Source organism: Varibaculum cambriense (assembly GCF_032557235.1).
GTDB lineage: Bacteria > Actinomycetota > Actinomycetes > Actinomycetales > Actinomycetaceae > Varibaculum > Varibaculum cambriense_C.
Genome location: NZ_JAWGMB010000002.1, coordinates 75,054 through 100,955, shown reverse-complemented (window position 1 = coordinate 100,955; position 25,902 = coordinate 75,054). Strand labels below are relative to the sequence as shown.

Annotated in this window: 25 protein-coding genes; 21 read left to right on the top strand and 4 right to left on the bottom strand. The window is 53.3% G+C overall.

The genetic code is table 11. The features are described 5' to 3' along the window. Position 1: 1 nt before the first annotated feature. The 18 genes from E6072_RS02260 (at position 2) to argF (ending at position 18,108) form a co-directional block, all read left to right on the top strand. Positions 2-835, top strand: coding sequence for a TlyA family RNA methyltransferase (locus E6072_RS02260; RefSeq protein ID WP_316693433.1), 834 nt, complete (start codon positions 2-4; stop codon positions 833-835). A 25-nt stretch (positions 836-860) separates the two neighbouring features. Next, a complete protein-coding gene (locus E6072_RS02255; protein ID WP_316693432.1) occupies positions 861-1,694 on the top strand; it encodes an NAD kinase in 834 nt (277 codons plus the stop codon). A 3-nt stretch (positions 1,695-1,697) separates the two neighbouring features. Further along, positions 1,698-3,380: a DNA repair protein RecN gene (gene recN, locus E6072_RS02250; protein ID WP_316693431.1), complete on the top strand. Its 1,683-nt coding sequence runs from the start codon at positions 1,698-1,700 to the stop codon at positions 3,378-3,380. Between the two features lie 9 nt (positions 3,381-3,389). After that, on the top strand, positions 3,390-4,586 hold the full coding sequence (gene steA, locus E6072_RS02245) for a putative cytokinetic ring protein SteA (RefSeq protein WP_316693430.1): 1,197 nt from the start codon (positions 3,390-3,392) through the stop codon (positions 4,584-4,586). A 16-nt stretch (positions 4,587-4,602) separates the two neighbouring features. Continuing rightward, a complete protein-coding gene (locus tag E6072_RS02240; protein ID WP_316693429.1) occupies positions 4,603-5,529 on the top strand; it encodes a copper transporter in 927 nt (308 codons plus the stop codon). After that, a complete protein-coding gene (locus tag E6072_RS02235) occupies positions 5,529-6,443 on the top strand; it encodes a hypothetical protein (RefSeq protein WP_316693428.1) in 915 nt (304 codons plus the stop codon). Before E6072_RS02240 ends, E6072_RS02235 begins: the two co-directional genes overlap by 1 nt. Beyond that, positions 6,440-8,104, top strand: coding sequence for a lipid II flippase MurJ (gene murJ, locus E6072_RS02230; protein ID WP_316693427.1), 1,665 nt, complete (start codon positions 6,440-6,442; stop codon positions 8,102-8,104). The genes E6072_RS02235 and murJ overlap by 4 nt, the downstream gene beginning before the upstream one ends. A gap of 32 nt (positions 8,105-8,136) precedes the next feature. Continuing rightward, on the top strand, positions 8,137-8,805 hold the full coding sequence (locus tag E6072_RS02225) for an NUDIX hydrolase (RefSeq protein WP_316693426.1): 669 nt from the start codon (positions 8,137-8,139) through the stop codon (positions 8,803-8,805). A 189-nt stretch (positions 8,806-8,994) separates the two neighbouring features. Beyond that, the gene (locus E6072_RS02220; RefSeq protein WP_316693425.1) at positions 8,995-9,687 is read left to right on the top strand and encodes an HTH domain-containing protein; all 693 of its coding nucleotides are present in this window, start codon (positions 8,995-8,997) and stop codon (positions 9,685-9,687) included. A gap of 36 nt (positions 9,688-9,723) precedes the next feature. Next, positions 9,724-11,178, top strand: a complete 1,455-nt coding sequence (gene sufB, locus E6072_RS02215; protein ID WP_024059094.1) for a Fe-S cluster assembly protein SufB — start codon at positions 9,724-9,726, stop codon at positions 11,176-11,178. Then, the gene (gene sufD / locus E6072_RS02210) at positions 11,178-12,359 is read left to right on the top strand and encodes a Fe-S cluster assembly protein SufD (protein WP_316693424.1); all 1,182 of its coding nucleotides are present in this window, start codon (positions 11,178-11,180) and stop codon (positions 12,357-12,359) included. Before sufB ends, sufD begins: the two co-directional genes overlap by 1 nt. Beyond that, positions 12,356-12,700 (top strand): non-heme iron oxygenase ferredoxin subunit, encoded by a 345-nt coding sequence (locus E6072_RS02205; protein ID WP_316693423.1) that lies wholly within the window; start codon positions 12,356-12,358, stop codon positions 12,698-12,700. Before sufD ends, E6072_RS02205 begins: the two co-directional genes overlap by 4 nt. Further along, positions 12,701-13,447: a Fe-S cluster assembly ATPase SufC gene (gene sufC, locus E6072_RS02200; protein ID WP_024059091.1), complete on the top strand. Its 747-nt coding sequence runs from the start codon at positions 12,701-12,703 to the stop codon at positions 13,445-13,447. A 49-nt stretch (positions 13,448-13,496) separates the two neighbouring features. After that, the gene (locus tag E6072_RS02195) at positions 13,497-14,765 is read left to right on the top strand and encodes a SufS family cysteine desulfurase (RefSeq protein ID WP_316693422.1); all 1,269 of its coding nucleotides are present in this window, start codon (positions 13,497-13,499) and stop codon (positions 14,763-14,765) included. Further along, the gene (sufU, locus tag E6072_RS02190; protein ID WP_316693421.1) at positions 14,765-15,226 is read left to right on the top strand and encodes a Fe-S cluster assembly sulfur transfer protein SufU; all 462 of its coding nucleotides are present in this window, start codon (positions 14,765-14,767) and stop codon (positions 15,224-15,226) included. The genes E6072_RS02195 and sufU overlap by 1 nt, the downstream gene beginning before the upstream one ends. Before the next feature lie 235 nt (positions 15,227-15,461). Continuing rightward, on the top strand, positions 15,462-15,779 hold the full coding sequence (locus tag E6072_RS08845) for a metal-sulfur cluster assembly factor (RefSeq protein ID WP_399335065.1): 318 nt from the start codon (positions 15,462-15,464) through the stop codon (positions 15,777-15,779). A 43-nt stretch (positions 15,780-15,822) separates the two neighbouring features. After that, on the top strand, positions 15,823-17,052 hold the full coding sequence (locus E6072_RS02180) for an arginine deiminase (protein WP_316693419.1): 1,230 nt from the start codon (positions 15,823-15,825) through the stop codon (positions 17,050-17,052). A gap of 51 nt (positions 17,053-17,103) precedes the next feature. Then, positions 17,104-18,108, top strand: a complete 1,005-nt coding sequence (gene argF, locus E6072_RS02175; protein WP_316693418.1) for an ornithine carbamoyltransferase — start codon at positions 17,104-17,106, stop codon at positions 18,106-18,108. Between the two features lie 89 nt (positions 18,109-18,197). On the opposite strand, the gene E6072_RS02170 is transcribed toward argF, so the two are convergent. Then, on the bottom strand, positions 18,198-18,989 hold the full coding sequence (locus E6072_RS02170; RefSeq protein WP_316693417.1) for an HAD-IIA family hydrolase: 792 nt from the start codon (positions 18,987-18,989) through the stop codon (positions 18,198-18,200). A gap of 205 nt (positions 18,990-19,194) precedes the next feature. Beyond that, on the bottom strand, positions 19,195-20,148 hold the full coding sequence (locus tag E6072_RS02165; protein WP_316693416.1) for a sugar-binding transcriptional regulator: 954 nt from the start codon (positions 20,146-20,148) through the stop codon (positions 19,195-19,197). A gap of 431 nt (positions 20,149-20,579) precedes the next feature. Between E6072_RS02165 and E6072_RS02160 the strand changes: the two genes are divergently transcribed. Next, complete coding sequence (locus E6072_RS02160; protein WP_316693415.1) at positions 20,580-22,244, top strand: ABC-F family ATP-binding cassette domain-containing protein; 1,665 nt, start codon at positions 20,580-20,582, stop codon at positions 22,242-22,244. 53 nt (positions 22,245-22,297) lie between these two features. Here the strand turns inward: E6072_RS02160 and E6072_RS02155 are convergent, their stop codons facing one another. After that, positions 22,298-22,525: a hypothetical protein gene (locus tag E6072_RS02155; RefSeq protein ID WP_316693414.1), complete on the bottom strand. Its 228-nt coding sequence runs from the start codon at positions 22,523-22,525 to the stop codon at positions 22,298-22,300. A gap of 51 nt (positions 22,526-22,576) precedes the next feature. Here E6072_RS02155 and E6072_RS02150 point away from each other — a divergent pair, with 51 nt between their 5' ends. Next, positions 22,577-23,065 carry a histidine phosphatase family protein gene (locus E6072_RS02150; RefSeq protein WP_316693413.1) on the top strand — a complete coding sequence of 163 codons (489 nt, stop codon included), beginning with the start codon at positions 22,577-22,579 and terminating at the stop codon, positions 23,063-23,065. Between the two features lie 124 nt (positions 23,066-23,189). On the opposite strand, the gene E6072_RS02145 is transcribed toward E6072_RS02150, so the two are convergent. Further along, positions 23,190-24,425 carry a glucose-1-phosphate adenylyltransferase gene (locus E6072_RS02145; protein ID WP_288335604.1) on the bottom strand — a complete coding sequence of 412 codons (1,236 nt, stop codon included), beginning with the start codon at positions 24,423-24,425 and terminating at the stop codon, positions 23,190-23,192. 262 nt (positions 24,426-24,687) lie between these two features. Here E6072_RS02145 and glgA point away from each other — a divergent pair, with 262 nt between their 5' ends. Then, a complete protein-coding gene (gene glgA, locus E6072_RS02140) occupies positions 24,688-25,893 on the top strand; it encodes a glycogen synthase (protein WP_316693412.1) in 1,206 nt (401 codons plus the stop codon). Positions 25,894-25,902 lie beyond the last annotated feature (9 nt).

The window sequence follows — 25,902 nt, the reverse complement described above, 5'->3', positions numbered from 1 at the left end:
CATGGGTAGGCTGCGTCGGCTAGATCGTGAACTGGTACGCCGTCATTTGGCGACTTCTCGTGCGCACGCGGCTCGGCTGATTACCGCTGGCAGGGTCAGTGTTGATGGGCGGGTTATGCCGAAACCGGCTTCTCAGATTGATCCTGCTCAAGCGGTGGTGGTAGCTGACAGCCCGGATGAGGAATATGCTTCTCGCGGCGGTTATAAACTGGCGGGCGCCCTCGATATTTTGGGGGAGGACGCCCCGGTTATAAAAGGTAAACGCTGCCTGGATGCCGGGGCTTCTACCGGCGGTTTCACCGATGTGTTATTGCGACGGGGAGCGAAAAGCGTAATCGCCGTTGATGTGGGATATGGCCAGCTGCGCTGGAGTCTGCAACAAGATCCGCGGGTGGAAGTTCATGATCGTACCAATATCCGTTACTTGGATCCGCAAAAGATTGGGGAACCCGCCCAGTTAATTGTGGGAGATTTGTCTTTTATCTCCCTTAAGTTAGTGATACCTGCCCTGGTTAGGGCTTCCACTGCAGATGCTGAGTACCTGTTGATGGTAAAACCGCAATTTGAAATCGGCCGCGAAGATTTGGGAGATGGAGGAGTAGTTCGCGATCCCGAAGATCATTTCCACACCGTGCTGGCAGTGATCGCGGCGGCTCAGGAAAACGGGTTAGGATTAAAACAGGTGGCGGCTTCGCCGTTACCCGGGCCGGCCGGAAACGTAGAGTACTTTGTATACCTAGGGCGGGGCGCGCTGATGCCCGGTGAGGAAGAAATCCGGCAACTGGTGCGCTGCGCGATTACAAGTGGCCCTGCTGGGCAAGAAAAACTGAAATAGTACACCACGAAAAGGGGAGAAGCATATGGGTGAGCGGCACGTGATGGTAATCCGGCACCTTTCGCGCCCTGATCTGGAAAAAACCGCTGATAATGTTGCCCAAGAGCTGCGTAGCCATGGGATAACCCCGGTAGATGAAACCTATTCCGGCTCCGTCGAGATTGTAATTGCTCTGGGTGGGGATGGCACCTTGCTGGGAGCAGCTCGCTACGCGCGTGCCCAAGCAGTTCCCCTAATCGGAATCAACCTGGGGCACACTGGGTTTCTAACCGAGGTAGAACCCGATAGAATCTCCGAAGTTATTGATCATATTGTGGCCGGCTCCTATACGGTGCAATCACGCATGACGGTAGACGTGACCGTCACTTTGCCCGATGGCCGAGAAATAAACGATTGGGCGCTTAACGAGGCGGCGATTTTATCTACTGATCGTGCCCACCCTTCCCACCTGGGGTTAGGGATTGATAAACGTGGCATTACCACCTACGGTGCCGATGGTTTGATTGTGGCTACTCCCTCCGGTTCTACTGCTTATAGCTTTTCCGCTGGTGGCCCCATTGTCTGGCCAGATGTAGAGGCAGTAGTGGTTTCCCCCTTGGGTGCACACGGCCTATTTACTCGTCCGCTGGTAGTATCCCCCGAATCCACTATGGAAATCTCGGTACTGCCTGATCAACGTACCCCCATGCAGCTGTGGCTCGATGGCTTGCGTTGCCATGAAGTACCTCCGGCATCCTCCATGCGGGCAACTAAAGGCAAAGCGCCAGTCATGCTAGCCCAGATTCTAGATACTCCTTTCTCCGGGCGTTTGGTACATAAATTCCAATTACCGGTTAAAGGCTGGCGTTCGCTGGGATAAAAAATGATTGACCAGCTTACTATCAAAAATTTGGGGGTAATCCCGCAAGCGGAACTGAGTTTTTCCCCCGGTTTTACCGCGCTTACGGGGGAGACCGGAGCAGGAAAAACGATGGTGTTGTCTTCTATTGGTTTGCTGCTCGGTAAAAAAGCTGACTCTTCCTTGGTACGTTATGGAGAAAAAGAACTGGCGGTAGAGGGGATTTTTGTCACCGATAGTTCCTCGCAGGCAGCAGCGCTACTTACCGAGGCCGGCGGATTAGTTGAGGACGGAGAGATCATACTAGCCCGCACGGTTCCTGCCCGCGGGCGTTCGCGCTGTCACGGTGGTGGCCGCACCATTCCCAGTGGAGTATTATCCCAGATCGGAAGCGAACTGGTTACCATACACGGGCAAGCCGAGCAGCTTAGATTACGCAGCGGGGCGCGGCAGTTAGCTCTATTGGATTCTTTTGGGGGGTCCTCGCATCAAGAATTGGTGGCAGAATTTGGCGCTACCTATACATCTTGGCGTCATTTGCAAACCCAGTTAGAAGATTGGGAAAACCAACGTCAAGCACGCGAGATAGAGGTTTCACGGCTAAAAGAAGGGGTAGAACTGCAGGAAAAACTGCAACCAGAGCCGGGAGAAGAAGACCAGCTACTCCACAAGATTGAGCGACTGGGTAATGTAGAAGATCTTAGAGAAGCGGCGCAAGCGGCCTATAACTATCTCGGGGGAGATAGTTCCGACTCGGCCGGGGCAGCCTCCCTGGTGAGCGCAGCCATCCAAGCATTGGAAAAGGGCGCCCAAAGCGATGAAGAACTTTCCGAATTGGCACGCGGTCTGCGGGATGCCTCCTCAATAATCTTGGATATTTCGGCTGATGCCGGAGCCTACCTTTCAAATCTAGAGGCGGATCCTGCGCAATTAGATCAGGCACAAACTCGTCTTTCACAGTTACGTCACGCCTATCGCCCCTGGGCAAAAGACCTAGATAGCTGGTTAACCTGGGCAGATACGGCCAGAGCCAGAATTATTCAACTTTCCGGACCGCAAAATCAGGGCGCGGTTATCCAAGAGAAACTGACGAAGACTAGTTCACAGTTAGAAAAGTTAGGACAGAAATTAACCCACGCGCGCCTCGCCCTCGCAAAAAGTTTGCAGAAGGAAGTTGCGAGAGAGCTCGCTGGCTTACAGATGCCGGATGCCGGATTCGATATCGAGTTAACATCGCTTGCTGATCCCAACTCTCATGGCTTCGACCAGGTGACTTTTGGTTTGCGGGCGGGTGCTAACGCGGAAATTCGGCCTTTGGGTCAAGGAGCTTCCGGGGGTGAACTCTCCCGGATCATGTTGGCTTTGGAGGTTACCCTGGCTGCTAAGTCTCTAGCTAAAGGGACGCCGACTTTTATTTTTGATGAAGTTGATGCCGGAATCGGCGGGGCGACTGCGCTCGCGGTGGGCCAGCGCCTGGCGCGATTGGCAAAACATGCGCAGGTGATAGTAGTAACGCATCTTCCCCAAGTGGCGGCTTGGGCAGATAAACAACTGGTAGTGTCGAAAAATAACGATACTGCCCAAGTCAGAGAAGTCGCAGGTAACAGGCGAGAACGCGAGATTGCGCGGATGCTGGCCGGCAAAGCGGACTCGAAATCTGCCCTTGACCATGCTCGAGAACTGATTAACGCCTGTAGCGTGGGGTAATGTTGACCCGTGGGACTTTTTAGACGGAGCAAAACGAAAGCAGCAGAACCAGCCTCTAGCTGCCGGGTGCGGGTGGATAAGAAAACTAAGCATCTGACCCAGCGGCTCCAAGCCGGTGAAATCGCAGTTATTAATCATGCTGATATTGACCGGATCGCAGCAGAAACTCTGGTGGCTGCCGCCCCTAGTGCGGTGCTTAATGCTGCCAAATCAACTACCGGACGCTACCCCAATATGGGTCCTTCCATCATTGTTGATGCCGGTATTACCTTGATCGATGATCTAGGCAGCGCGATCATGAACCTGAAAGAAGGTAGCACGGTCACCGTAGAAGGCAATGCCGTCTACCAAAAGGGAGAGCTAGTAGCGCAGGGTGTATTGCAGACTCCGGGAACTATCGCAGTTGACTTAGAGGAGGCGCGCAAAGGAGTCTCCACCCAGATTGAAGCTTTCGCCGCTAATACTATGGAGTATTTGCGCCGCGAGCGCGATCTCCTCCTAGATGGGGTTGGGGTTCCCAAAGTTAAAACGAAGTTCGCGGGTAAACATGCCTTGATTGTGGTGCGTGGCTACCATTATCAAGAAGATTTACGTTCCTTGCGACCCTATATTCGCGAATATAAACCGGTGTTAGTGGGGGTAGATGGGGGAGCCGACGCCATCCTGGAACAGGGATACACCCCCGATATGATTATTGGAGATATGGATTCTGTCTCTGACCAAGCGTTGCGTTGTGGAGCGGAAATCGTAGTGCATGCCTACCGGAATGGTAAAGCTCCCGGTACAGAACGGTTGAAAAGAGAAGGCATCTCCCATGTTCTCTTCCCTGCGACCGGCACTTCCGAGGATGTCGCCATGTTGCTGGCTGACGATAAAGGTGCGGAAATGATCGTGGCGCTAGGCACCCATGCGACTTTGGTGGAATTCTTGGATAAGGGACGCTCCGGAATGGCTTCTACTTTCCTCACCCGCCTGCGAGTGGGATCAAAACTGGTAGACGCGAAAGGAGTGTCCCAGCTTTATCAGCCGCGAATATCTACCTGGCAGACGGTACTGCTCGCCCTAGTCGGGGTGGGAGCAGTGGCAATTTCGCTAGCAGTTACCCCCGTGGGGCAGACTTTTTATGGGATTGCCGGTATCTATTTACATGATTTGATTGACTTTTTCCGTCAACTATTCGGGGTTGCTCCCTCACTAAAGGGCTAACCAAGGCAGGAGAAAAATGATTGATTTTCGCTATCACTTAGTATCATTGATGGCCGTGCTGGTCGCGCTCACTATGGGGGTGGTACTGGGGGCCGGACCCTTGCAGGGGAAAATCTCCGATACCCTTTCCGGGCAAGTCACAGCGCTATCTAAACAGCAATCTGAGCTGCGTCAGGCCAATGAAGATTTGGTGAAAGAGGCAAATAACTCCAGTGAATATATCGGGGTTTTGGGTCGCAAGGTAACTCCGGGCACTATGACTGGCAAGAAAGTAGCCGTAGTGAGAATGCCCGGGGTAAGTGATGAGGCCGTGAACGGAATAAACGCGCAGTTAAAGATGGCAGGCGCTGCTATCACTGACTCGGTTGCTTTGAAGGACTCTTGGTTTAATGAAGATTCTCAATCCTACCGCGACACTTTAGCGTCAACTTTAGCCAGCAAATTAGGAGATAAAGCCGACGCGAAAGTTTCTAGCCAACAAGTATTGGCAACCGCTTTGGGTATGGGGCTGACCAGTTCCGACAAAGAAATACAGACCCTGGTAACTAGCCTTTCGGCGGGAGATACCCCCTTGATTTCCGCTGCGGCAGTTACTGATCCGGCGCAATTGATAGTGGTCGCTACTGCGCAAAGCAAGGAAAAAGAGGGGCAGGATCCGGTGCTCAAACCGGATTTAGAGTTCGTGAAAGGTATTAACCTCGCTCTTCCCAAAGGGACGGTGGTAGTAGGCAGTGCCCAAAGCGAAGGTGACTATTTATCGCAGATTCGCGCCGAAAAAATTGAAGTTACCACAGTTGATAGCATCGGATCGGTGATGAGTAACGTTTCTACTCCCTTTGCTCTTTTAGCGGATGAAGCCGGAAATAACCAGGCATACGGCACTGAGCATTACGCTACCCAACTTATTCCCCCAATTCCGCAACCTAAAGCGGAGGGACAGTAGTGGCACGCGCAATCGGGGGAGCTCTTTCTGCCGGAGCGGGGTTTTTCTTAGCCAGGAAATACTTGCTTCACCACCTGTCCCCCCAGGTTTCCCGACGTTATGAACGGCAGAATTTCCATGGGCAAACGGTCTCACTTACAGGAGGAATTAAAGTTGCCGCTGCCTGTTTGGCAACTGGCGCTTCGTTAGCAGCTGGTCGCGCCGCAAGGGTGGGAACAATGCTCCCGGTCGCTGCCGGGGCTGCTCTGGGCTATTGGGATGACACTCGCGCTGATCTGCCTGATAAGGCTGTAGACAGCTCGGCTACGCAGTCGGAGCCGCTTCCGGTCTCTTTAGCCGAAACCGCGGAAACAAAAAAGGAAAAACCGGCGGTACCAAAAGGATTTCATGGTCATTTACAGGCACTTTCACAGGGGAAAGTTACTACCGGAGCCCTGAAAATAGTGGGGATCGGCACTGGCGCTGCCCTGGGGGCGCTCGGGATAGGGCGTTCGCGAGGAACCGGGCTAGGAACCTGGATACTGGACACGGTTCTGATTGCGGGTAGCGCTAACTTAGCAAACCTATTTGATCTGCGCCCGGGACGCTGCTTGAAAGTTGCCACCTTGGCAGCCCTGCCACTTATTCCAGCTAAAGATACCGCGACTGCCTTAGCGGGAGGGGCTATCGCCACCAGTGCGCTTGCTTTACCGGCTGACTTGGGAGAGCGAGAAATGCTCGGGGATACCGGCGCAAATGCCCTGGGGGCGCTGCTGGGCTCGGCTTGGGCGCAAAAGACTGGCACCGGCGGGAGAATTATCGGCGTCCTCGGGGTAGTAGCCCTCACTGCCGCTAGTGAAAAAATTTCATTTTCCCAGGTGATTGCGAAAACTCTGGGCTTGCGTACTATTGACCAACTAGGACGTCGGCGGTGAAAATCCCCGGGGTAAAGCAGAAGTTGCCCGCTCTCGCTTCGGCGGTGGGGATGATCTCCGTTCTCACTTTACTGTCGCGAGTTTTTGGCTTTGGTCGCTGGCTGACCCAGTCAGCCTGGGTTGGTACCGGTGCCTTCGCGAACGCTTACTCCACCGCCAACCAGTTACCTACCGTTTTGTTCGAGGTGGTAGCAGGGGGAGCACTTGCGGGAGTCACCATCCCCATCTTGGCTGGCCCGATTGCAGATCAGATGCATAAAGATGTGCAGCGAGTATCGTCTGCCTTGATTACCTGGGCTTTATTACTACTTAGTCCGGTAGGGCTGGCGGTGTTCTTGTTGGCACCTTGGATCGGGCAGGTAATGCCTTGTCCTCAGGGGGTTGACCCCCAGCTGCAAGCTCACTTGATCAGCATATTCTTACAAATGTTTGCGCTGCAAGTGCCGCTTTATGGATTGTGTGTAGTAGGCACCGGTATTTTGCAGGCGCACGAAAAATTTTTACTGCCCGCCTTAGGTCCGCTGCTTAACTCCCTGGTGGTAATCAGCACTTACGCGATTTTTGGTTACCTTACTCCCTCGGTTTCTGATCCGGAGCAAGTGGCTCATAACGCCATTTTGATCCTGGGGTGGGGGACTACCGCCGGGGTGGCAGCGATGAGCTTACCCCTGTTCATCCCTATCTACCGCCTGGGGATTCGCTGGCGTCCCACTGTGCATTTAGGTCAGGGACGAGGACGAAAAGCGATGCACCTAGCGGGCGCGGGAGTGGGCTCTTTGATCGCCCAGCAGATTTCCGTGTTGGTGATTATCCTAGTGACTCGTACCTATGGAGCGGAAGGATCGTTGCCGATCTATCAATATTCCCAATCGGTCTATATGCTGCCCTATGCGGTGCTGGCGGTGCCGATCGCTACGGCGATGTTTCCACGACTATCTTCGCTTTTACACCAGGGCGGAAAAGCCGCTTTCAATCCCGAATGTGCTTCCTCTACCCGTTTAGTCACCATCGTGGGGCTTTTTGGATCGGCGCTGCTGGTTACCTTGGCGCGTCCAGTGACCGATATTTTCACCCGCATCAATCCGGTGCCGGGGATGTTATGGGCACTAGTAGCGATGGCACCAGGAATCGTGGGCTATGGGCTGGTCTATCACGTTTCTCGGGTGCTTTATGCCCTCGGAGGAGCGCGTCAAGCGGTGGTGGCTTCCTCTGCCGGTTGGCTGACAGTTGCGGGACTTTCCTGGGGTTTGGGATCCGTCCTACCCGAAATGGTATCTAACCGAGCCAATGGAATCTTGCTAGCTATGGGGCTAGCCCAATCGGTAGGTATGACTGTGGGGGCTGTAGGGTTGCTAATCGGCTTGCGGCAGTTAGCGGGTAGACAAGCAGTGAGCGGTCTTGGAACAGCAACTTTGAAAGCCTTCCTGCTGGCGCTGCTGGCGGGGGCTGCCGGCTGGTGGGTATCCGGGGTTTTTATGGCGCTGTGGCCGGGGATAGTCGGTACTTTTGTGGCCGCCGCGATTGCGGCGCTGGCTAGTGCGGCAGTCATGAGTCCGCTGCTGATTCCGCAGCTACGAAAACGAAAGCGAGATCGTGCTGAGGGAAAGGGGGCTTCGGACTGTTTGGACGGAGCTAACTCGGGTAATCAGAGCAAGGAATAGTTAGGATCTAGACCGTAAGCAAGGTGATAAACGTGGAACTACGCGATGAGGCTTGTAGCTACCCAGTAATAGATCATCAACTGATCTACCAGGGAAATGTGTTTGATTTTGTAACCGATAAGGTGCAGCTGCATACCGATGAGTCTGCTGCTCAGAGGGACTATCTTGCCCATCCCGGGGCAGTGGCGATTGCGGCGGTACGTCCGGTGGCTGGGGCAGATCCTACCTCGCGCAAGATTTCGGATTGGGAGATTTTATTAGTCCGTCAATACCGGCATCCGGTGCGCGCTTTCCTCTGGGAGGTTCCTGCCGGCCTGTTGGATCATGCCGGGGAGGATCGGGTCAGCGCCGCTAAACGGGAACTTTGGGAAGAAGCCAATCTTGAGGCGGAAAACTGGCAGGTGTTAGTGGATTTCTTTACTTCCCCGGGGGGAAGTAGTGAGCATCTGCGAGTGTTTGTGGCGCAAGGGATTTCTGAGGCCACGGGGGAGCGTTTCGAAGCCTGTGAGGAAGAACGGGACATGCAAACTGCCTGGTTCTCTTTGGCTGAGGCACGGGATGCCTTATTTTCTGGCGCTCTGCATAACCCATCTGCTATGGCTTCTATTTTGGCAGTAATTGCTGCGTTACGGCAGGGATGGGCAGGATTACGAGAAGCTAACGCCCCCTTCAACCCGGATCCCTTAAATATCCCAAGGTAAGTGGAAAAATCCGCTAAACGCGAACAAACGAAAACCGCTAATCTGCCCGGGTTAGAAGCCTAATATCTCGGGTTTGCACCTAGGGTGCCTGTTGCCCCGGCCACACTTGTCTAACACTGGTTATTTTTGCAAGACACGTGTTTCTAAAATGCGTTAGACTTATTGAAGTCTATTGGCAAGGAGGGAAGCGTGAGTGAAACGGAACCGACCCGGCAAACAGTTTTAGACTTAATTGTTGAAAAAGGCCCCGTCACCGCAGCCCATCTGGCAAAGATTTTAAGTCTGACAACTGCAGCGGTGCGTCGTCATATTACCGCTTTGGAATCCGAGCAGATGATCGCAGTCTATGAGACCTATGGACACGCTAAGCGCGGACGTGGCAGACCGGCTCGTCATTATGTGGCGACCGGAAAAGGACGCGAAGGACTGAGTGAAGATTACTCAAAACTGGCCAGCAGAGCCTTAGGATTCATAGAACAGCTGGCAGGGCCAGCCGGGATTGATACCTTCGCCGCTGCTCATTCTCGCGATATTGAAAGGCGTTACGCTCCTTTGATTAAAGAGGCTGGGCCAGATCCGCGGGCTCGGGCGCGCGCCCTCGCCGATGCCTTAACCGCCGATGGGTATGCCGCTACGGTGCGCGAGGTAGGCAATGGCGGTTTTGCAGTACAGCTTTGTCAAGGTAATTGCCCGGTACAGGATGTTGCCGGCGAATTTCCACAACTTTGTGAAGCAGAAACCCAAGCTTTTTCGCGTCTATTAGACGTACATGTGCAACGATTAGCGACTTTGGCTGATGGAGAGCATGTGTGCACCACTTCGGTGCCGATAGTGTTACCTTCTCCCAAAATTCTCCGTAAATCGGTGAACATGGCAGACTAGGGCAGGAAGAAACGACAAGAAGGAATAACAATACAAATGACATCATCACCGCCGGTGATTGCCACAAAAGAGGAAAAAGAGGCTGCTGACCAGCAGGTTATTGACTCAATTGGCACTCAATATGAGTACGGATGGCACGACTCAGATGCAGCAGGGCAAAGCGCTCGGCGTGGCCTCGATGAGGACGTGGTGCGCTTTATCTCTGCCGAGAAGAACGAGCCCGAATGGATGCTCAAGCGGCGCCTGAAGGCTCTGAAAGTTTTTGAGCGCAAACCGATGCCGAACTGGGGGCCGGATCTATCGGATCTGGATATGGATCAGATTAAGTACTTTGTGCGCTCTACCGACAAGGTAGCTAATTCCTGGGAAGACCTGCCCGAGGATATTAAGAAAACCTATGATCGGCTGGGGATTCCGGAGGCCGAGCGTGAGAGCTTGGTCTCTGGGGTAGCCGCCCAGTATGAATCGGAAGTGGTCTACAATCAGATCCGCGGTGACTTGGAAAAACAAGGGGTAGTGTTTTTAGATACCGACACTGCCCTGCGCGAACACGAAGACCTCTTTAAACGGTTCTTCGGCAAGGCCGTGCCTGCCGGGGATAATAAGTTCGCTGCCCTGAACACTGCCGTATGGTCGGGGGGATCTTTCATCTACGTACCCAAAGGGGTACATGTAGAGATTCCGCTGCAAGCCTATTTCCGGATCAACACCGAAAACATGGGGCAGTTCGAGCGCACCTTGATCATTGCTGACGAAGGCTCATACGTTCACTACGTAGAAGGCTGTACTGCACCGATTTATAAATCGGATTCGTTGCACTCTGCGATTGTAGAGATTTTCTGCCTCAAGGATGCCCGGGTACGCTACACCACCATTCAAAACTGGTCTACCAACGTCTATAACCTGGTAACCCAGCGCGCCATTTGCGAAGAGGGCGCCACTATGGAATGGGTTGATGGCAATATGGGGTCAAAAACTAATATGAAGTACCCCTCGGTCTACTTGACCGGTAAAAACGCGCGGGGAGAGGCGCTGTCCGTAGCCTTCTCCGGAGAGGGACAGAACCAGGATACCGGCGCCAAGATGCTGCACCTGGCACCTAACACTTCCTCTTCGATTGTCTCGAAGTCGATTTCGCGTAACGGAGGTCGTTCCTCCTACCGTGGCCTAGTGCAGATCGCACCGGAGGCTAAACACTCTAAAGCCTCGGTAGTGTGTGATGCGCTGCTGGTCGATCAGATTTCCCGTACGGATACCTATCCTTATGTGGATATCCAAACCGATGATGTCGAGATGGGGCACGAGGCTACGGTTTCTAAAGTTAGCGCTGACCAGCTCTTTTATTTAATGAGTCGGGGGCTTAGTGAAACGGAAGCGATGGCGATGATTGTGCGCGGCTTTATCGAGCCGATCGCGCGGGAACTCCCCATGGAGTACGCCCTGGAGCTTAATCGCCTGATTGAACTACAAATGGAAGGATCGGTGGGGTAATGGCCGAGATGGTAAAGCAGACAGGCCATAAAGTAGTCGCGGCTCCTTCCCGGGCGGATCGTCCCACCTCGTTTAACCTCGCCGATATCCCCATGCCTGGCGGACGCGAGGAAGATTGGCGATTCACTCCGCTAGAGCGAATAAAAATGCTGCTCACAGATACTTTAGAGGGGGAGGCTCCCCGAGTTGAAGTTGCTGGGCAGGTGGTGAGCGAAACTAAACGGGTAGAGCTGGGTACGTCCTCCTATGTGGAAATAGCTGCCGACAGTGATATTCACGGAAAAGTTGGGGCTCCCGGGGATCGTGCCGCGGTTGTAGAGTGGAACAGTCACCGCGAACTGGTGAACGTAGTAATCGCGGAGTCGCTTAGCGAACCGGTACGTATTAAGGTGATCGGGGAAAACCGGCAGCCGGCAGCTCAGCATATCTGCATCGATGTGAAACCGGATGCGAAAGCTCTGGTGATCCTGGAGCACACCGGGGATGCCCAGCTGAATCAGGGGGTAGAAATCGATGTGGAATCTGGGGCGCAACTGGAATTTGTTTCTATCCAAGAATGGGATAGAACGGCAGTTCACGCCAGTAACCACCGCATGAACGTTGAAAAAGACGCCAAGCTAAAGCATATTGCGATTACTTTGGGTGGCGACCTGGTGCGGATTTGTCCTGACATTGAACTGGATAAACCAGGCGCGGAAGTTGAACTGTACGGTGTTTACTTCACCGACACTGATCAGCATCAAGAACACCGTCTGTTCGTCAACCACAGCGCTGAAAACTGCCGCTCCGATGTGCACTATAAAGGGGCGCTGCAAGGCCAGCAGGCGCACGCAGTCTGGATTGGGGATGTGCTGATTGGTAAGCAAGCTTTCAACACCGATTCCTATGAACAAAACCGCAACCTGGTATTAAATGAGGGTGCCAAAGCAGATTCGGTACCTAACCTAGAAATTGAAAACGGGGAGATTGCGGGAGCCGGACATGCTTCGGCTACCGGACGCTTTGACGAGGAACAACTGTTCTACCTGCTCTCTAGGGGTATTCCAGAAGATATTGCCCGCAAAATGGTAGTTCATGGGTTCTTCGCGGAAGTTATTCGCCAAATCGGGATTGAGGAGATTGAAGAACGTCTGCTCCACGCGATTGATGCCCGCTTGGAAAAAGGGCCGGATCCGCTATGAGCCTCGAAAAAGTTTGCGACCTTAGCGCCCTGGAGCCCGCGCAGGCACTACGCGCCGACGTAACCGACGCGCGGGGGGCTAAAATTCCAATCGCGGTAGTCCGCGATGAGGACGGCGGCTGGCACGCGATTGACGCCCTCTGCACTCACGGAGATGTGGCATTAGACGAGGGCGACGTAGAAGGCTGTGCGATCGAATGTTGGGGGCACGGTGCCCAATTCGATCTCAATACCGGACGGCCCACCATGCCCGCCACCGAGCCAGTTAACTGTTATCAGCTTGAAATCAAAGGACAGGCGGTTTATGTTGACGCCTGCAGCCGCAGTAAAGGAAATGAATAAATGGGGAAACTAGAAGTTAAAGACCTGAAAGTTTCGGTAGAAACTCCCGAAGGGATAAAACATATTCTTAAGGGCGCCTCTCTAACGGTGAATTCGGGGGAGAAACACGCGATTATGGGGCCGAATGGTTCGGGTAAATCTACTCTGGCATATTCGATTGCTGGTCACCCCGGTTACCATATCGAAGGCGGGGAAGTGCTCCTAGACGGGGTTAATATCCTGGAATCATCCCCAGATGATCGGGCACGTGCTGGCTTATTCTTGGCAATGCAGTACCCGGTGGAGGTTCCCGGAGTCACGGTGTCTAACTTCTTGCGTACCGCCCGTACTGCAGTTGATGGACAGGCTCCGCCCGTGCGTACCTGGGTAAAAGAACTTAAAGAGGCCATGGAAGACCTGCGGGTAGACCCGCAGTTTGCTAACCGCGACCTCAACGCTGGTTTTTCTGGTGGGGAAAAGAAACGCCTAGAGATCCTGCAAATGCAGATTCTGCATCCGAAGTTCGCCATTCTGGATGAAACTGACTCTGGCCTCGATATTGACGCTTTGCGCACCGTGTCTGCCGGAGTTAATCACGCCCACGAAAAACTCGGCTGCGGCCTGCTGGTAATCACTCACTATTCGCGGATTTTGAACTACATTAAGCCAGACTTCGTGCACGTATTCGCCAATGGGCGAATCGTGGATTCCGGAGGTAGTGAACTGGCAGACAAACTGGAAACCAGCGGGTACGACTCTTACCTGTAAGCCGCCTTACTGCTGAGGAAAGTTGCTGGTTTTTGAGAGGACATAGCTGATGGATTCTCCATTTTCCGATACGGAACTGGCGCGTTTGCGCGCCGATTTTCCGATTCTTTCCCGCACCGGACGGGGAGGAAAACCGATTGTCTATTTGGATGCGGCAGCCACCTCTCAAAAACCGCGTTCGGTGATGCAAGCCGAAAGTAGTTTTTACGAAAACTCTAATGGTGCAGTGCATCGGGGTACTCACCTATTGGCCGATGAATCTAGCCAATATTTCGAGGACGCACGCGCGAAATTGGCTGGCTTTGTTGGGGCCCTCCCGGAAGAAATCGTGTGGACTAAGAACGCGACCGAAGCGCTAAATCTGGTGGCCTATGGCTTGTCTAACCCCGGGATAGAGGACGGCGCACCTCTGATAGGGAAAGGGGATCGGGTAGTTACTACTCGGGCGGAGCATCACGCTAACTTGGTGCCGTGGCAGTTACTTAGCCAGCGCACGGGATGCGAGTTCGCTTATCTGGATCTAGACCGCGAAGGGCGCATTGATCTGGAAACCCTAGACGCGATCACTCCTAACACCAAGGTAGTGGCCGTAACTCATGCCTCTAATGTGTCGGGGGCGATTACTGATATAGCGCCTATTATCCAGGTGGCTCACGCGGTGGGAGCTTGGGTAGTGTTAGACACCTGCCAGTCCAGCGCCCATATGCCCCTAGATGTTAAGGCTCTGGACGCAGATTTCGCTTGCTTTTCGGGGCATAAAATGGCAGGCCCCACCGGTATTGGCGCCCTGTACGGTCGCCGAGAATTGTTAGAGCAATTGCCGCCGGTCTTGGCAGGTGGCTCCATGATCGCCGATGTAGCCATGGACAAATCCACTTTCCAGCCTGTCCCGGAGCGTTTCGAGGCCGGCTCGCAAGCGGTAGCCCAGATTCACGCTTGGGCGGTGGCACTAGATTACCTGCAGGAAGTGGGGATGGAGCGGATTCGTAGCCACGAATTGGCTTTGACTAAGTATCTGCTAGAAGGGCTCGCGACCGTAAAAGACCTAAGACTACTCGGGCCTGCTGATTACCGCGAACGGGTAGGACTCGCGGCCTTTAATTTCGCGGGCATCCATCCCCATGACGTGGGGCAGGTATTAGATGCCGAGGACGTAGCGATTAGGGTGGGTCATCACTGCGCCCTCCCGCTGCACGCCCACTATGGGTTACGTTCCTCTTGTCGGGCATCGCTGTCACTGACATCTTCACGCGGCGATATTGACCGGCTAATCGCCGGTCTAGAGGTTGTGCGTAGTTTCTTTAAAAGGGGGAAATAATGGTTTCGGCTCTTGATCAGCTATATCAACAGGTGATTATGGATCATGCCGCGGAAAAACACGGCAGTGGCCAGGTAGAAACTTCGGATACCTCCTCCCATCAAGTTAATCCTACCTGCGGGGATGAGGTTACTTTAGCAGTTACTTTAGAGGGGGATACTCTGGCCGGTCTTGCCTGGCAGGGGCAGGGCTGTTCCATTTCCCAGGCATCGCTATCAATGATGAATGACCTGGTAGCGGGGAAAACGTTGGCGGAAATTGAACAACTGTGGAAAGATTTTGACCACATGATGCATTCTCGCGGCCGCGAAGTTCCCGATGAAGTGTTAGATCCCCTCGAAGATGCCGCGAGCCTGCAAGGAACCTCCAAGTTCCCCAACCGAGTTAAATGCGCCCTCTTAGGGTGGATGGCGCTGAGAGAATCAATCGCCAAAACGCAAGCGAGGCAGGAAAATGAGTGAAGAACGTCCTTGGGAAAATACCTCGGAAGTGCCCCAGCGCTTTCAGGAAGTGGCTGCTGGTAATGAAAATGCCGGCCCTTTTCAGCCCTCTAAAGCACACCATCACGCCGAGAATCAGGAGCTAGAGACGGGTAATTCTAAAGCAGATAGCCCCGCCAACCAGTCTGCAGAATCCGCTCCTGCTAATCCAAGTGAAAATCCGTCATCTGCCGAAGAATCTGCCGCGCTTCCTCCTGTGGGTGCTCTGCCTACGCAAGAGGACGTACTAGAGGCCTTAAAAGATGTAATCGACCCTGAACTCGGGATTAATATCGTAGATTTGGGATTGGTTTACGGGGTAGATATTCAAGCTGATGGGGCAGTAATCGTCGAGATGACACTGACTTCTGCTGCCTGTCCGCTTACCGATATGTTGGAAGAACAAACCCAATGGGTTCTGGGCTCAATGGCCAGCAGAGTACAAATCAATTGGGTGTGGATGCCGCCGTGGGGGCCGGATCGGATTACGGAAGAAGGACGCGAACAGTTACGCGCTCTCGGCTTTAACGTCTAATGGGATAACATAGGCTTGCAGATAATCTAGCAAGGGGAAATCCATGATGCGTGGAGTCTGGTCTGAGGTCGGGAAACTAGAAAAAGTACTGGTACACCGTCCTGGGAGCGAAATTGACCGCCTGACTCCTTCAAATCGCGAGGAACTACTCTTTGACGATATTTTGTGGCTAGAGAAGGCTCGTGAAGATCACGATACCTTTAGCGCTGCCCTTTCTTCCCAAGGCGCGCAAGTTGTGTATCTGCAAGATCTCTTAGCTGAGACTTTAGAGTTAGTACCGGGTCGAAAATGGCTATTGGAACAGACTATTGATGATCGTCATTTCGGGGTAGCGCTTAGCGGGTCGCTCAGAGAGTATCTGGCGGAGCAGGAAAGCCGGAAGCTGGCGCAAATTATGATTAGCGGGCTTACCCGCGCAGAAATCGAGTCTCAACTAGGATCGGTAGCCTCCACTGTTTTGGCGCGAGTAGGAACGGAAGATTTTATCTTAGCGCCGCTCCCTAATCACCTGTTCACGCGGGATACTTCCGCCTGGATTGGCAGGGGAGTTATGCTTTCGGCCATGAAAAAGACTGCCCGTCGCCGTGAAACCTTAAACTTGCAGGCTATCTACCGGTTCCATCCAGATTTTAGCGATAATCTTACCCAGTTCGGCGCGGGGGTAGCCGACAGCCCCGCCTCTACCGAGGGTGGGGATGTAGAAATACTCTCGGAAAACTCGGTACTGGTGGGGATTTCGGAACGTACCAGCCCAGCAGGTTTCGAGCGTCTTGCTTCCCGCCTGCTCCGGGACTCGTCCTCATCAATAAATATGGTCACCGGGTTGTTGATGCCGATGGAGCGAGCCCAAATGCATTTAGATACGGTGCTGACGATGGTTAACCGGGATACTTTCTATAAATACAAGAAGCTGGGGATGTTGGCGAGCGTTACTGCTCGTCGGGGCGTAGACGGTCAAATCTGTTGGCAGATGCATCCGGAAGCCGAAATGCATGAGATTCTTGCTCAGGCGGCAGGAGTGAGTGCGGTTAATATTCTGCAAACCCCGCAATCTGATAGTGGCGCAGAACGCGGGCAATGGAATGACGCCTGTAACTTGCTAGCACTTCGTGAAAACGTGGTGACCTCCTATGACCGCAACTGGCAAACCATCGACTACTTGCACTCCCAAGGGGTAAAAGTTTTAGAAGTTCCCAGTGCAGAGCTGGGGCGCGGGCGCGGAGGACCGCGCTGTATGACCTGTCCGCTCGAACGCCAAGCCATCGATAACTAGCGTTAAACCCCAGCTAGACAGGGGAAAGAAATTAATAGAAAGGTTTAAACTGTGGCATTACTATCTGGTCGCCATTTTCTAAAAGAACTCGATTTCACCGCCGAGGAATGGCGGTATCTGCTGGATTTGGCGGCGCAGCTAAAAGCAGCCAAACGGGCGGGAAGTGAACAGCCTTATTTGAAAGGTAAAAACATTGCCCTAATTTTTGAAAAAACTTCTACCCGTACGCGCTGCTCTTTTGAAGTAGCTGCCTACGATCAGGGCGCACACGTAACCTTTCTCGACCCGGTGGCCTCCCAGATTGGGCATAAAGAATCTATGGCGGACACGGCGCAAGTATTGGGGCGCTTCTATGACGGGATTGAGTTTCGAGGACGGCGTCAAGAGGACGTAGAAACTTTAGCGCGCCTATCGGGGGTGCCGGTTTGGAATGGTCTTACCGATGAATGGCATCCCACGCAAATGCTTTGTGACCAGCTAACTATGATGGAGCATTCCGGACGCGACTTGCATGATATTTCCTTTGCTTATCTGGGTGATGCTCGCAATAATATGTCGAATTCGCTGCTGATTTCCGGGGCAATGATGGGCATGGATGTGCGAATTATCGGGCCAAAGCAACTGTGGAATGAACAATGCTGGATTGATAAAGCCCATGAAATTGCGGCTCTAACCGGCGCGAAAATCACCCACACTGATGATCCGGCTGCTGGGGTTAGGGGCGCAGATTTCTTGTACACCGATGTATGGGTTTCGATGGGGGAGCCGAAAGAAGTCTGGGATGAGCGGATTAAGCTGCTCTTGCCCTACCAGGTGAATGCCCAGCTAATGGCGGAAGCCGGAGAGCAGGCAAAGTTTTTGCACTGCCTGCCCGCTTTCCATGACCGCGCAACCACCGTGGGGGAGGATATATACCAAAAAACTGGTCTGGATGCCTTAGAAGTTACCGATGAGGTGTTCTGTGGGGAACGCTCAGTAGTGTTTGACCAAGCAGAAAACCGGATGCACACCATTAAAGCCGTGATGGTAGCTACTTTGGGGACGCTAACTGACTAGAATAATCAGGTACTGAAAGGGGAGGCGCCCGGCCATTGGCCGGGCGCCTCCCCTAATGATTTAACAGTCAGACAGGTGTACTAGCCAGACTATCCAAGTAGAGGTAGTAGATCCCCAATCCCGTTGAACACCGCCTTGGGGCGGTAGGGGAACTTCTGGATATCCTCGCGGGAAGTTGAACCTGATAACACTAGGTAGGAATCCATACCGCTTTCTACCCCGGCGTGAATATCAGTGTCCATGCGGTCGCCGACCATGGCCGCGTCCTCGGAGTGGGCGCCCAGCTTGTTGAGTCCCGCCCGGAACATTACCGGATTTGGCTTACCCACAAAATAGGGCTGGCGTCCGGTAGCCTTGGTGATCATGGCCGCCACTGACCCTACCGCGGGCAGGGTTCCGTCCTCGGAAGGACCGGTAGTGTCCGGGTTGGTGCAAATGAACTTCGCTCCCTTTTCGATTAGTCGAATCGCTTTGGTAATATTCACGAAATCGTAGAAGCGGGTTTCACCTAGGACTACATATTCCGGATTGCTTTCGGTCATTACATACCCGGCTTCGTGGATTGCGGTGGTAAGTCCCGCTTCTCCGATGACGAAAGCCGTAGAGTTGGGGGACTGGCTATTTAAGAAATCGGCAGTAGCGTTAGCCGAAGTCCAGATGCGGTCTTCAGGAACTTCTAATCCCGAGGATGCCAACCGTGCCGATAGGTCGCGGTTGGTATAGATAGAGTTGTTAGTCAGTACCAAGAACGGAATACTGTCTGCTTTTAGAGTTTCAATAAACTCGTGCGCTCCTGGTAGAGCCAAGGATTCGTGCACCAGCACCCCATCCATATCGGTCATCCAGGCTTTGGGTTTACGCAATTTACTAATATCGCTCATACCCCCATCCTAGCGGGGACATACCGCAAATGCTTATCTCTAAAGTCCTGTTATCCGCCTATTTACCATCGCGAAGACTCAAGTAAGCAATGCCGAGCCACTGGATCTATTCAAGGCGTGAAAGTGCTCCAAATCTAAGGGCAGTTTTATGTAGTATGCGTCTTGGAAATAAAAGGAGCGCGACAGCTAACTCTTGGATGAACGGCTAGTTTGCCCGCATATCTAGCACTTGGGCAGCGGTAGCCGCATCGATTACTAGCCGATTAGCGTAGCCATGTTCCAGGGCGACCCTGATGATCGCTACTTTTGCGCCTCCGCCGGCAACCATTATTTTTTCGGGAATCCTGCGCAGCTGCGCGAGAGTGACTGCCATCGTGCGGTCATTTAGTTCCGGCAGACATACCCGGCCATGGGTGTCGATGAAACGAGAACAAATATCTCCCACGGCTTTCTGCTCTAAAAATAGTTTCACATCGCGTGAGAGGGTAGGCAGGGTCAATAGATAGGAACTTTTGGCCGCATCTCCCACGGTAAACACGGCTACCTGTGAGTCTCGTCCTCGTTTCAACGCTGCTGCCACCTGTTTTTCTTTCATCATTGCCGCTTTGGCTTCGGCGCTTTGAAATACGGTGGGTGCTCCTAAAAGGTGTGCCTTGGCCTTGAAAGCCTCGGCGAAACGATTAACTGCCTCGATTTCGCTTTGTCCGCGCGCGAACCCGCCTACCCCTCCGCGCAGTTGCACGATCTCTACATTCTTACGCGGTTGGGTGGTGAGGTTTTTCGAGATTTCTTCAACGGTTCGCGACCAGGAAACCCCCACCATGTCTCCATCTTTAATCACCTTTTCTACTATCCGGGCGCCGGCTTCCCCTAGTGCTTTGCGGACTTCACTATCTGAGGGAGCACTGGGGTAAACCACCACCGCCTCCTCTAATCCGAACCGGGATTTTAGTGCATTTGCGGCTGAAGAATCCGCTAGTCGAGGATCATTAACCGTGATTTTCACGTACCCTTTGGCGCGAGCATAACGCAGCAGCTTAGAAACCGTGGGGCGCGAGATTCCCAGCCGCGCCGCCACTTCATTTTGGGGAAGACCCCCATAATAGGCTTTGGCAGCATCAATCGCTTGAATATCTTTGCGGCTAAGATTTACGGGCATGGTTTTCCTCTTGTTGCGGCACCTTTGCTACGGCACTATTGTAAATCTTCCAGTTAGCTCAGGGAAGTAGCTTCGCAGAGATCGCGGTATGTTTACTGCACTTAAGGGGCTGTAATGGAAATATGCTGCAAGTAAGGCATGAAAGTAACAGGACTTTCCGTGCTAGCAGAGTGCGAGGATTCAGCTAGGAGACAGCACGGAGGGTTAGGGAGCTAGGGAAATGGAAATAGTAAGATTTTCCCGGATTTTTGGGGCATAGCTGGCTACTAGCGCAGCCAAAAGCCAAGAAACACTGAGAGAATCTCGCATGCTCTGCCGGGGCTGGTACTCGCTCCGGCCTCCTTCTATCCTCGAAAATACGGGAAAGTAGCGGGGTAGGCAATAGCCGTATCGGTTTTAACTACGGCCAGCACCTGGGTAGAATCCACACCGTGATTAATGCGCAAGATATGGAAGTGCGGATCGGGCAGCGGCTCTTGGTCTCCCGCACCAATTTGCGGATTGATAAAGGGATGCGTATCGGTCTAGTCGGGCGCAATGGCGCTGGTAAAACCACTACGATGCGCTTAATTGCGGCGCTAGTGGCTCTAGGTAAACATCGCTCTAGCGGCTCCCTTAGCGAGGACGAAGCCCAAGAATTAATCGATAATATCGATTTTCAAGGCAAAATCACTTCCTCCGGGTCGGTAGGGTATCTGTCACAAGACCCAGCAGTCGGGGTGAAACAAAAGGACGGGATTTCCCGGATAATGGCGGTGCGGGATTTAGATCGCACTTTGCGGGCAATCGAGAACGCTCAAGAAAAAATGTCTACCACCAGCGGGGAAACCCAGGCAAAAGCGATAGAAAGATACGCCCGCCTGGACGAAGAATTTACTAGCCTAGGAGGTTATGCCGCCCGCTCCGAGGCTATGCAGATCGCTCATAACTTAGGGCTTGACCAAGACGCACTAACTCAGCCACTCGCCACGCTTTCGGGAGGGCAGCGCCGCCGGGTAGAACTGGCGCGGGTACTGTTTTCCCAACCAGATGTACTGCTTTTAGATGAGCCCACCAACCACTTAGATCATGACTCCATCATTTGGCTTCGCGATTTTCTGCGCACCTATGCCGGCGGCTTTGTCATGGTTACCCACTCCACGGCGCTGCTACAAGACACTGTAAACCAGGTTTGGTATCTGGATGCCTCCCGGGCAGTGATCGACCAATACAAACTGGGTTGGGATGCCTACCTGAAGCAACGCGCCCAAGATGAGGCGCGGCGGCGCCGCGAGCGCCAAAACGCCTTGGCGAAAGCACAGGCATTGCGCGAACAGGGCGAGAAAATGCGGGCTAAAGCCACTAAGGCAGTCGCGGCGCAACAAATGCTGCGCCGAGCCGAAGAACTAGTAAAAGAGGCCGGGAGCGAAACCAAGGCCGAAAAGGTTGCTCGCCTGCGTTTTCCTACTCCGCTAGCTTGCGGCAAAGTACCGCTGAATGCGCGCGGCCTCGCGAAATCTTATGGCAGCCTAGAGGTATTTTCCGGCCTAGATTTATCAATTGACCGCGGCAGCAAAGTCGTGGTTTTAGGGGAAAACGGGGCCGGTAAAACCACGCTGCTGCGACTACTAAACGGGATCGAGGAGGCAGACGCGGGGGAAGTTGTTCCCGGGCACGGCCTCAAACTGGGCTATTACGCCCAAGAACACGAAACCTTGGATCCGGCTCGCACGGTTTATGAAAATATGACCGCGGCGGCGCCCGACCTGGATGAAACCCATGTGCGTAACATTTTGGGACAGTTCCTATTTTCCGGGGAAGATGCTTTTAAGCCCGCTAGCGTGCTGTCGGGGGGAGAAAAAACCCGTCTCGCTTTAGCCACCCTGGTAGTAAGTGGCGCCAATGTGCTGCTGCTAGATGAACCTACCAATAACTTGGATCCGGCGTCTCGGGAAGAAATCTTGCACGCCCTCGACCAATACGAGGGCGCGGTGGTGCTGGTAACCCACGATCCGGGGGCCGTTGAGGCGCTAAATCCGCAGCGGGTGTTGTTGCTGCCCGATGGGGACGAGGACTTATGGAGTGATGATTACCTGGATCTGGTGGAACTGACTTAGCTAGCAGCCGGCCTTACTCGTAATCTTGCTGGGGCTAGCGGGTAATTCGGGGACTAATCCAAAGTTGCCGTCTCGACCTCGCTAAAAGGAACCACCTTGGTGGGAAAAGAACGATACGCCAGGTATTGACGCAAAAAATCGGCGTGTTCATCGCAAGTCAGCCAGGTTTTATGTACGGGGCGGGGAATCTTGGGGTTGCGCCACAATACCGCTTTGGTTGCCGGGTTTTCACACCGGCGGGCTGAACAGATATTGTCTTCTGGTCCCTTAGCTAAAGCCATACCTCTCCTTGTCCTTAGTTTTCATTCTAGAGGCTTAGCTAGGATAGAGCTATGAGCTACGAATTAACGCTGGTACGGCATGCTCAGGCTGGTTATGGCCGGGGCGACCACGGCCGTCCTTTGACCCCAGCCGGGGTGCGGCAGGCGCGGGAATTAGGGGCGCTTCTGGTTAAAGAGGGGGTCGAGGTCGAGCTGATTTTGCATTCTACGGCGGCTCGCGCCACCCAAACGGCCCAGCAGCTTGGGCGGGCTTACCCGAGCGCACAGCTACTGGCAGAGGACGAGCTATATCATTGCTCTCCGGAGCGGCTGCTGCGGCTAGTAAGCGAGTACGCACCGGCAGGGGGTAAAGCCATTTTGGTAGTAGGGCATGAGCCCATTATTTCCATGACTGCCCAGCTTTTAGCACCGGAAAACGCCGGCGTACCTTACGGAGTGTCCACCGCTACCGCTATTACTTTTAGAGTTGCCGATTTTACTCATCTTGTCCCAGGTGACGGGGAACTGACTGGAGTTTTTCACGCCCCGCTGCGCGCCTAGGCATGAGGGATACCCAGACATTTTCATTGTGACTTACCTTTGTTTTGTTGCCTAACACGCTGTTAGAGATAGCACGGGGAGCACTTCACAAGAAGTGCTCCCCGGCAATTTAGAGAGTTTTAGCTTAATGATCCACAATAGTTCCCTTGGGGACTACCGTGATGCCGCCCTCGGAAATTGTAAAGCCGCGTTCGCGGTCTTTATCGTGATCGACACCGATTTGTACCCCTTCCGCGACCCGCACATTCTTATCCAAGATCGCATTGTGGATCACGGCGGAGCGTTCCACATCTACACCATTCATTAACACTGAGCCGTCCACAGAAGAGTAAGAATGCAAATGCACTCGGGGAGAGAGCATGGAACGTTCCACGCGTGACCCAGAAATAATAACCCCGGGAGACACGATTGAATCCAGAGCCATGCCTCGGCGGTTCTCGTCACTGAAAGTACTCTTCGCGGGGGGCAGCCAGGCGTCTAGCTTTGTGTAGGTTGGCCAGTCAAAGTTGTAGAGGTTGAATACCGGGGATACTGAGAGCAGATCCAGGTGCGCTTCGTAGAAGGCATCGATAGTACCCACATCACGCCAGTAATCGCGGTCACGGTCGGTAGCGCCCGGAACTTCGTTCTCAATGAAGTCATAGCAGTTTACCCCGCCATGCTTTACAAAATAGGGAACCAAATCCCCACCCATATCATGCTTCGAGTCTTCATTCTTAGCGTCTTCTTCCAAAGCAGCCACCAAGTCTTTAGTGGTGAAAACGTAGTTACCCATCGACGCTAAGAACTTGGTGGGATCATCAGGCAGACCCTCACAGGTATCAGGTTTTTCGATGAAGCGATTAATCGTTCCGTCGGTTTGGTCAATGACCCCAAAAGCGCTGGACAATTCAACAGGTTGCCGAATCCCGGCAACCGTACAAGGCAGGCCGGATTTAATGTGGTTATCGACCATTTGTGAAAAGTCCATCCGATAGATATTGTCCGCCCCAATAATCAGGACGTAGTCAGGATCCTCGTCACGCACAATGTTTAGCGACTGGTAGACCGCATCTGCGCTGCCCAAATACCAGTGCTTTCCGCGCCGCTGCTGGGCGGGAACTGGGGCTACATAGTTGCTCAGTAAATCGGACATCCGCCAGGTGGTAGCTAAGTGGCGGTCTAGCGAGTGCGATTTGTATTGGGTGAGTACCACCGAGCGGAGATAACCGGAGTTCACCACATTGGAAAGCGCGAAATCGATCAAGCGGTAGGTTCCACCAAAGGGAACCGCCGGTTTCGCTCTATCTAAAGTAAGGGGCATCAGGCGCTTGCCTTCGCCGCCAGCCAGAATCATTGCTAACACATTATTTTTTCCCATGACGTCAGCTTATGCCAAGCTGCAGGGCTTGCGCGGGGATTTGAGGTTGATTAATTAAATGGTAATAGTCTGCTTACGGAGAATTTAAAAAATATTAGTTTTTGCCTTGCCCCAGAATGCAGCGCAGATCCTTTCCTTGGAGTAAGCGTTATTGGCGGGGGCAGGAGCGAAGGATTTCCCGTTTCTGCCCCGCGCCTTCATGATTCCATTAATCTAGTAGATAACGGCAAAATTAAAGGTCACCTAGGAAAGGATCCCCAAAATGCGTGTCGATTTGTTGAGCCGAGAATATCCCCCTCATGTCTACGGTGGCGCTGGCGTCCACGTTACTGAGCTGGCGAAAGTGTTAGCAGAAAGAATTGAGGTGGGGGTACATTGCTTTGATGGGGCACGTCCCGATGATGGCGGAAAAATCCGGGTACAGGGATATGACTATTGTCGCAAGCAGGATGGGGATAATGCCGCGCTGCGTACCTTGGGAATCGATTTACAGATGGCGCAGCGCTGCGACCACGCCGACTTGGTGCACTCCCACACCTGGTATGCCAATATGGCTGGTCACTGGGCAAAGAAACTGTACGAGGTTCCACATGTGGTGACGGCTCACTCTTTAGAGCCGCTCCGTCCTTGGAAACGGGAACAATTAGGAGGCGGTTATAACCTGTCATCCTGGGCCGAAGAAACTGCCTACTTAGCAGCCGATGCGGTGGTGGGGGTCTCCCACGGGATGAAGGAAGATATTTTACGTGCCTACCCGCAGATAGACCCGGATAAGGTTCACGTTATCCATAATGGTTTGGATCTACGCGATTGGGCGCTACCTACCGACCAGGAAGCGGTTGCCCAAACCCTATCTAAATACGGCATCGACCCGGATGTGCCGACAGTGGTTTTCGTAGGCCGGATAACCCGCCAAAAAGGTCTGCCGCACTTCTTGCAGGCGATCAAACAAATTCCGGCAGATTCTCAGGTAGTACTGTGCGCCGGAGCACCCGACACCCCGGAGATTGAAAAAGAAGTACGCAAGTTAGTCGACGAATTATCAGCGGAGCGCAGCGGAATCATCTGGATTGAACAGATGCTCCCGCACGACCAGCTGGTCAACATCTTGTCGGCAGCGCAAGTATTTGTTACCCCCTCGATTTATGAACCGATGGGGATTGTGAACCTCGAGGCCGCCGCCATGGAACTTCCGGTAGTGGGAACCGCTACCGGTGGAATTCCGGATTGCATTGCCGAGGGCCAGACCGGTTATCTAGTGCCGATCGAACAGTTAACTGACGGCAGCGGTACCCCCACGAATCCCGAGAAATTCCACCGGGATATGGCCGAGCGGATCACTAAGCTGGTTGAAGATCCCGATCTGGCCAAGAAAATGGGTAAAGCTGGACGTAAACGGGTGGAAGAAAAATTTTCTTGGCAGAGTGTTGCCGATAAAACTGTGGAACTATACCGCTCCCTCTTGTAGGAGTAATAC

Coding starts and splice junctions, on each gene's coding strand:
- recN (WP_316693431.1), top strand. CDS start 1,698: ATGATTGACCAGCTTACTATCAAAAATTTGGGGGTAATCCCGCAAGCG.
- E6072_RS02165 (WP_316693416.1), bottom strand. CDS start 20,148: ATGCCCGTAAATCTTAGCCGCAAAGATATTCAAGCGATTGATGCTGCC.
- E6072_RS02170 (WP_316693417.1), bottom strand. CDS start 18,989: ATGAGCGATATTAGTAAATTGCGTAAACCCAAAGCCTGGATGACCGAT.
- sufD (WP_316693424.1), top strand. CDS start 11,178: ATGGCCGAGATGGTAAAGCAGACAGGCCATAAAGTAGTCGCGGCTCCT.
- sufU (WP_316693421.1), top strand. CDS start 14,765: ATGGTTTCGGCTCTTGATCAGCTATATCAACAGGTGATTATGGATCAT.
- glgA (WP_316693412.1), top strand. CDS start 24,688: ATGCGTGTCGATTTGTTGAGCCGAGAATATCCCCCTCATGTCTACGGT.
- E6072_RS02205 (WP_316693423.1), top strand. CDS start 12,356: ATGAGCCTCGAAAAAGTTTGCGACCTTAGCGCCCTGGAGCCCGCGCAG.
- E6072_RS02145 (WP_288335604.1), bottom strand. CDS start 24,425: ATGGGAAAAAATAATGTGTTAGCAATGATTCTGGCTGGCGGCGAAGGC.
- E6072_RS02260 (WP_316693433.1), top strand. CDS start 2: ATGGGTAGGCTGCGTCGGCTAGATCGTGAACTGGTACGCCGTCATTTG.
- E6072_RS02255 (WP_316693432.1), top strand. CDS start 861: ATGGGTGAGCGGCACGTGATGGTAATCCGGCACCTTTCGCGCCCTGAT.
- sufC (WP_024059091.1), top strand. CDS start 12,701: ATGGGGAAACTAGAAGTTAAAGACCTGAAAGTTTCGGTAGAAACTCCC.
- E6072_RS02155 (WP_316693414.1), bottom strand. CDS start 22,525: ATGGCTTTAGCTAAGGGACCAGAAGACAATATCTGTTCAGCCCGCCGG.
- E6072_RS02180 (WP_316693419.1), top strand. CDS start 15,823: ATGATGCGTGGAGTCTGGTCTGAGGTCGGGAAACTAGAAAAAGTACTG.
- E6072_RS02150 (WP_316693413.1), top strand. CDS start 22,577: ATGAGCTACGAATTAACGCTGGTACGGCATGCTCAGGCTGGTTATGGC.
- E6072_RS02240 (WP_316693429.1), top strand. CDS start 4,603: ATGATTGATTTTCGCTATCACTTAGTATCATTGATGGCCGTGCTGGTC.
- E6072_RS02195 (WP_316693422.1), top strand. CDS start 13,497: ATGGATTCTCCATTTTCCGATACGGAACTGGCGCGTTTGCGCGCCGAT.
- sufB (WP_024059094.1), top strand. CDS start 9,724: ATGACATCATCACCGCCGGTGATTGCCACAAAAGAGGAAAAAGAGGCT.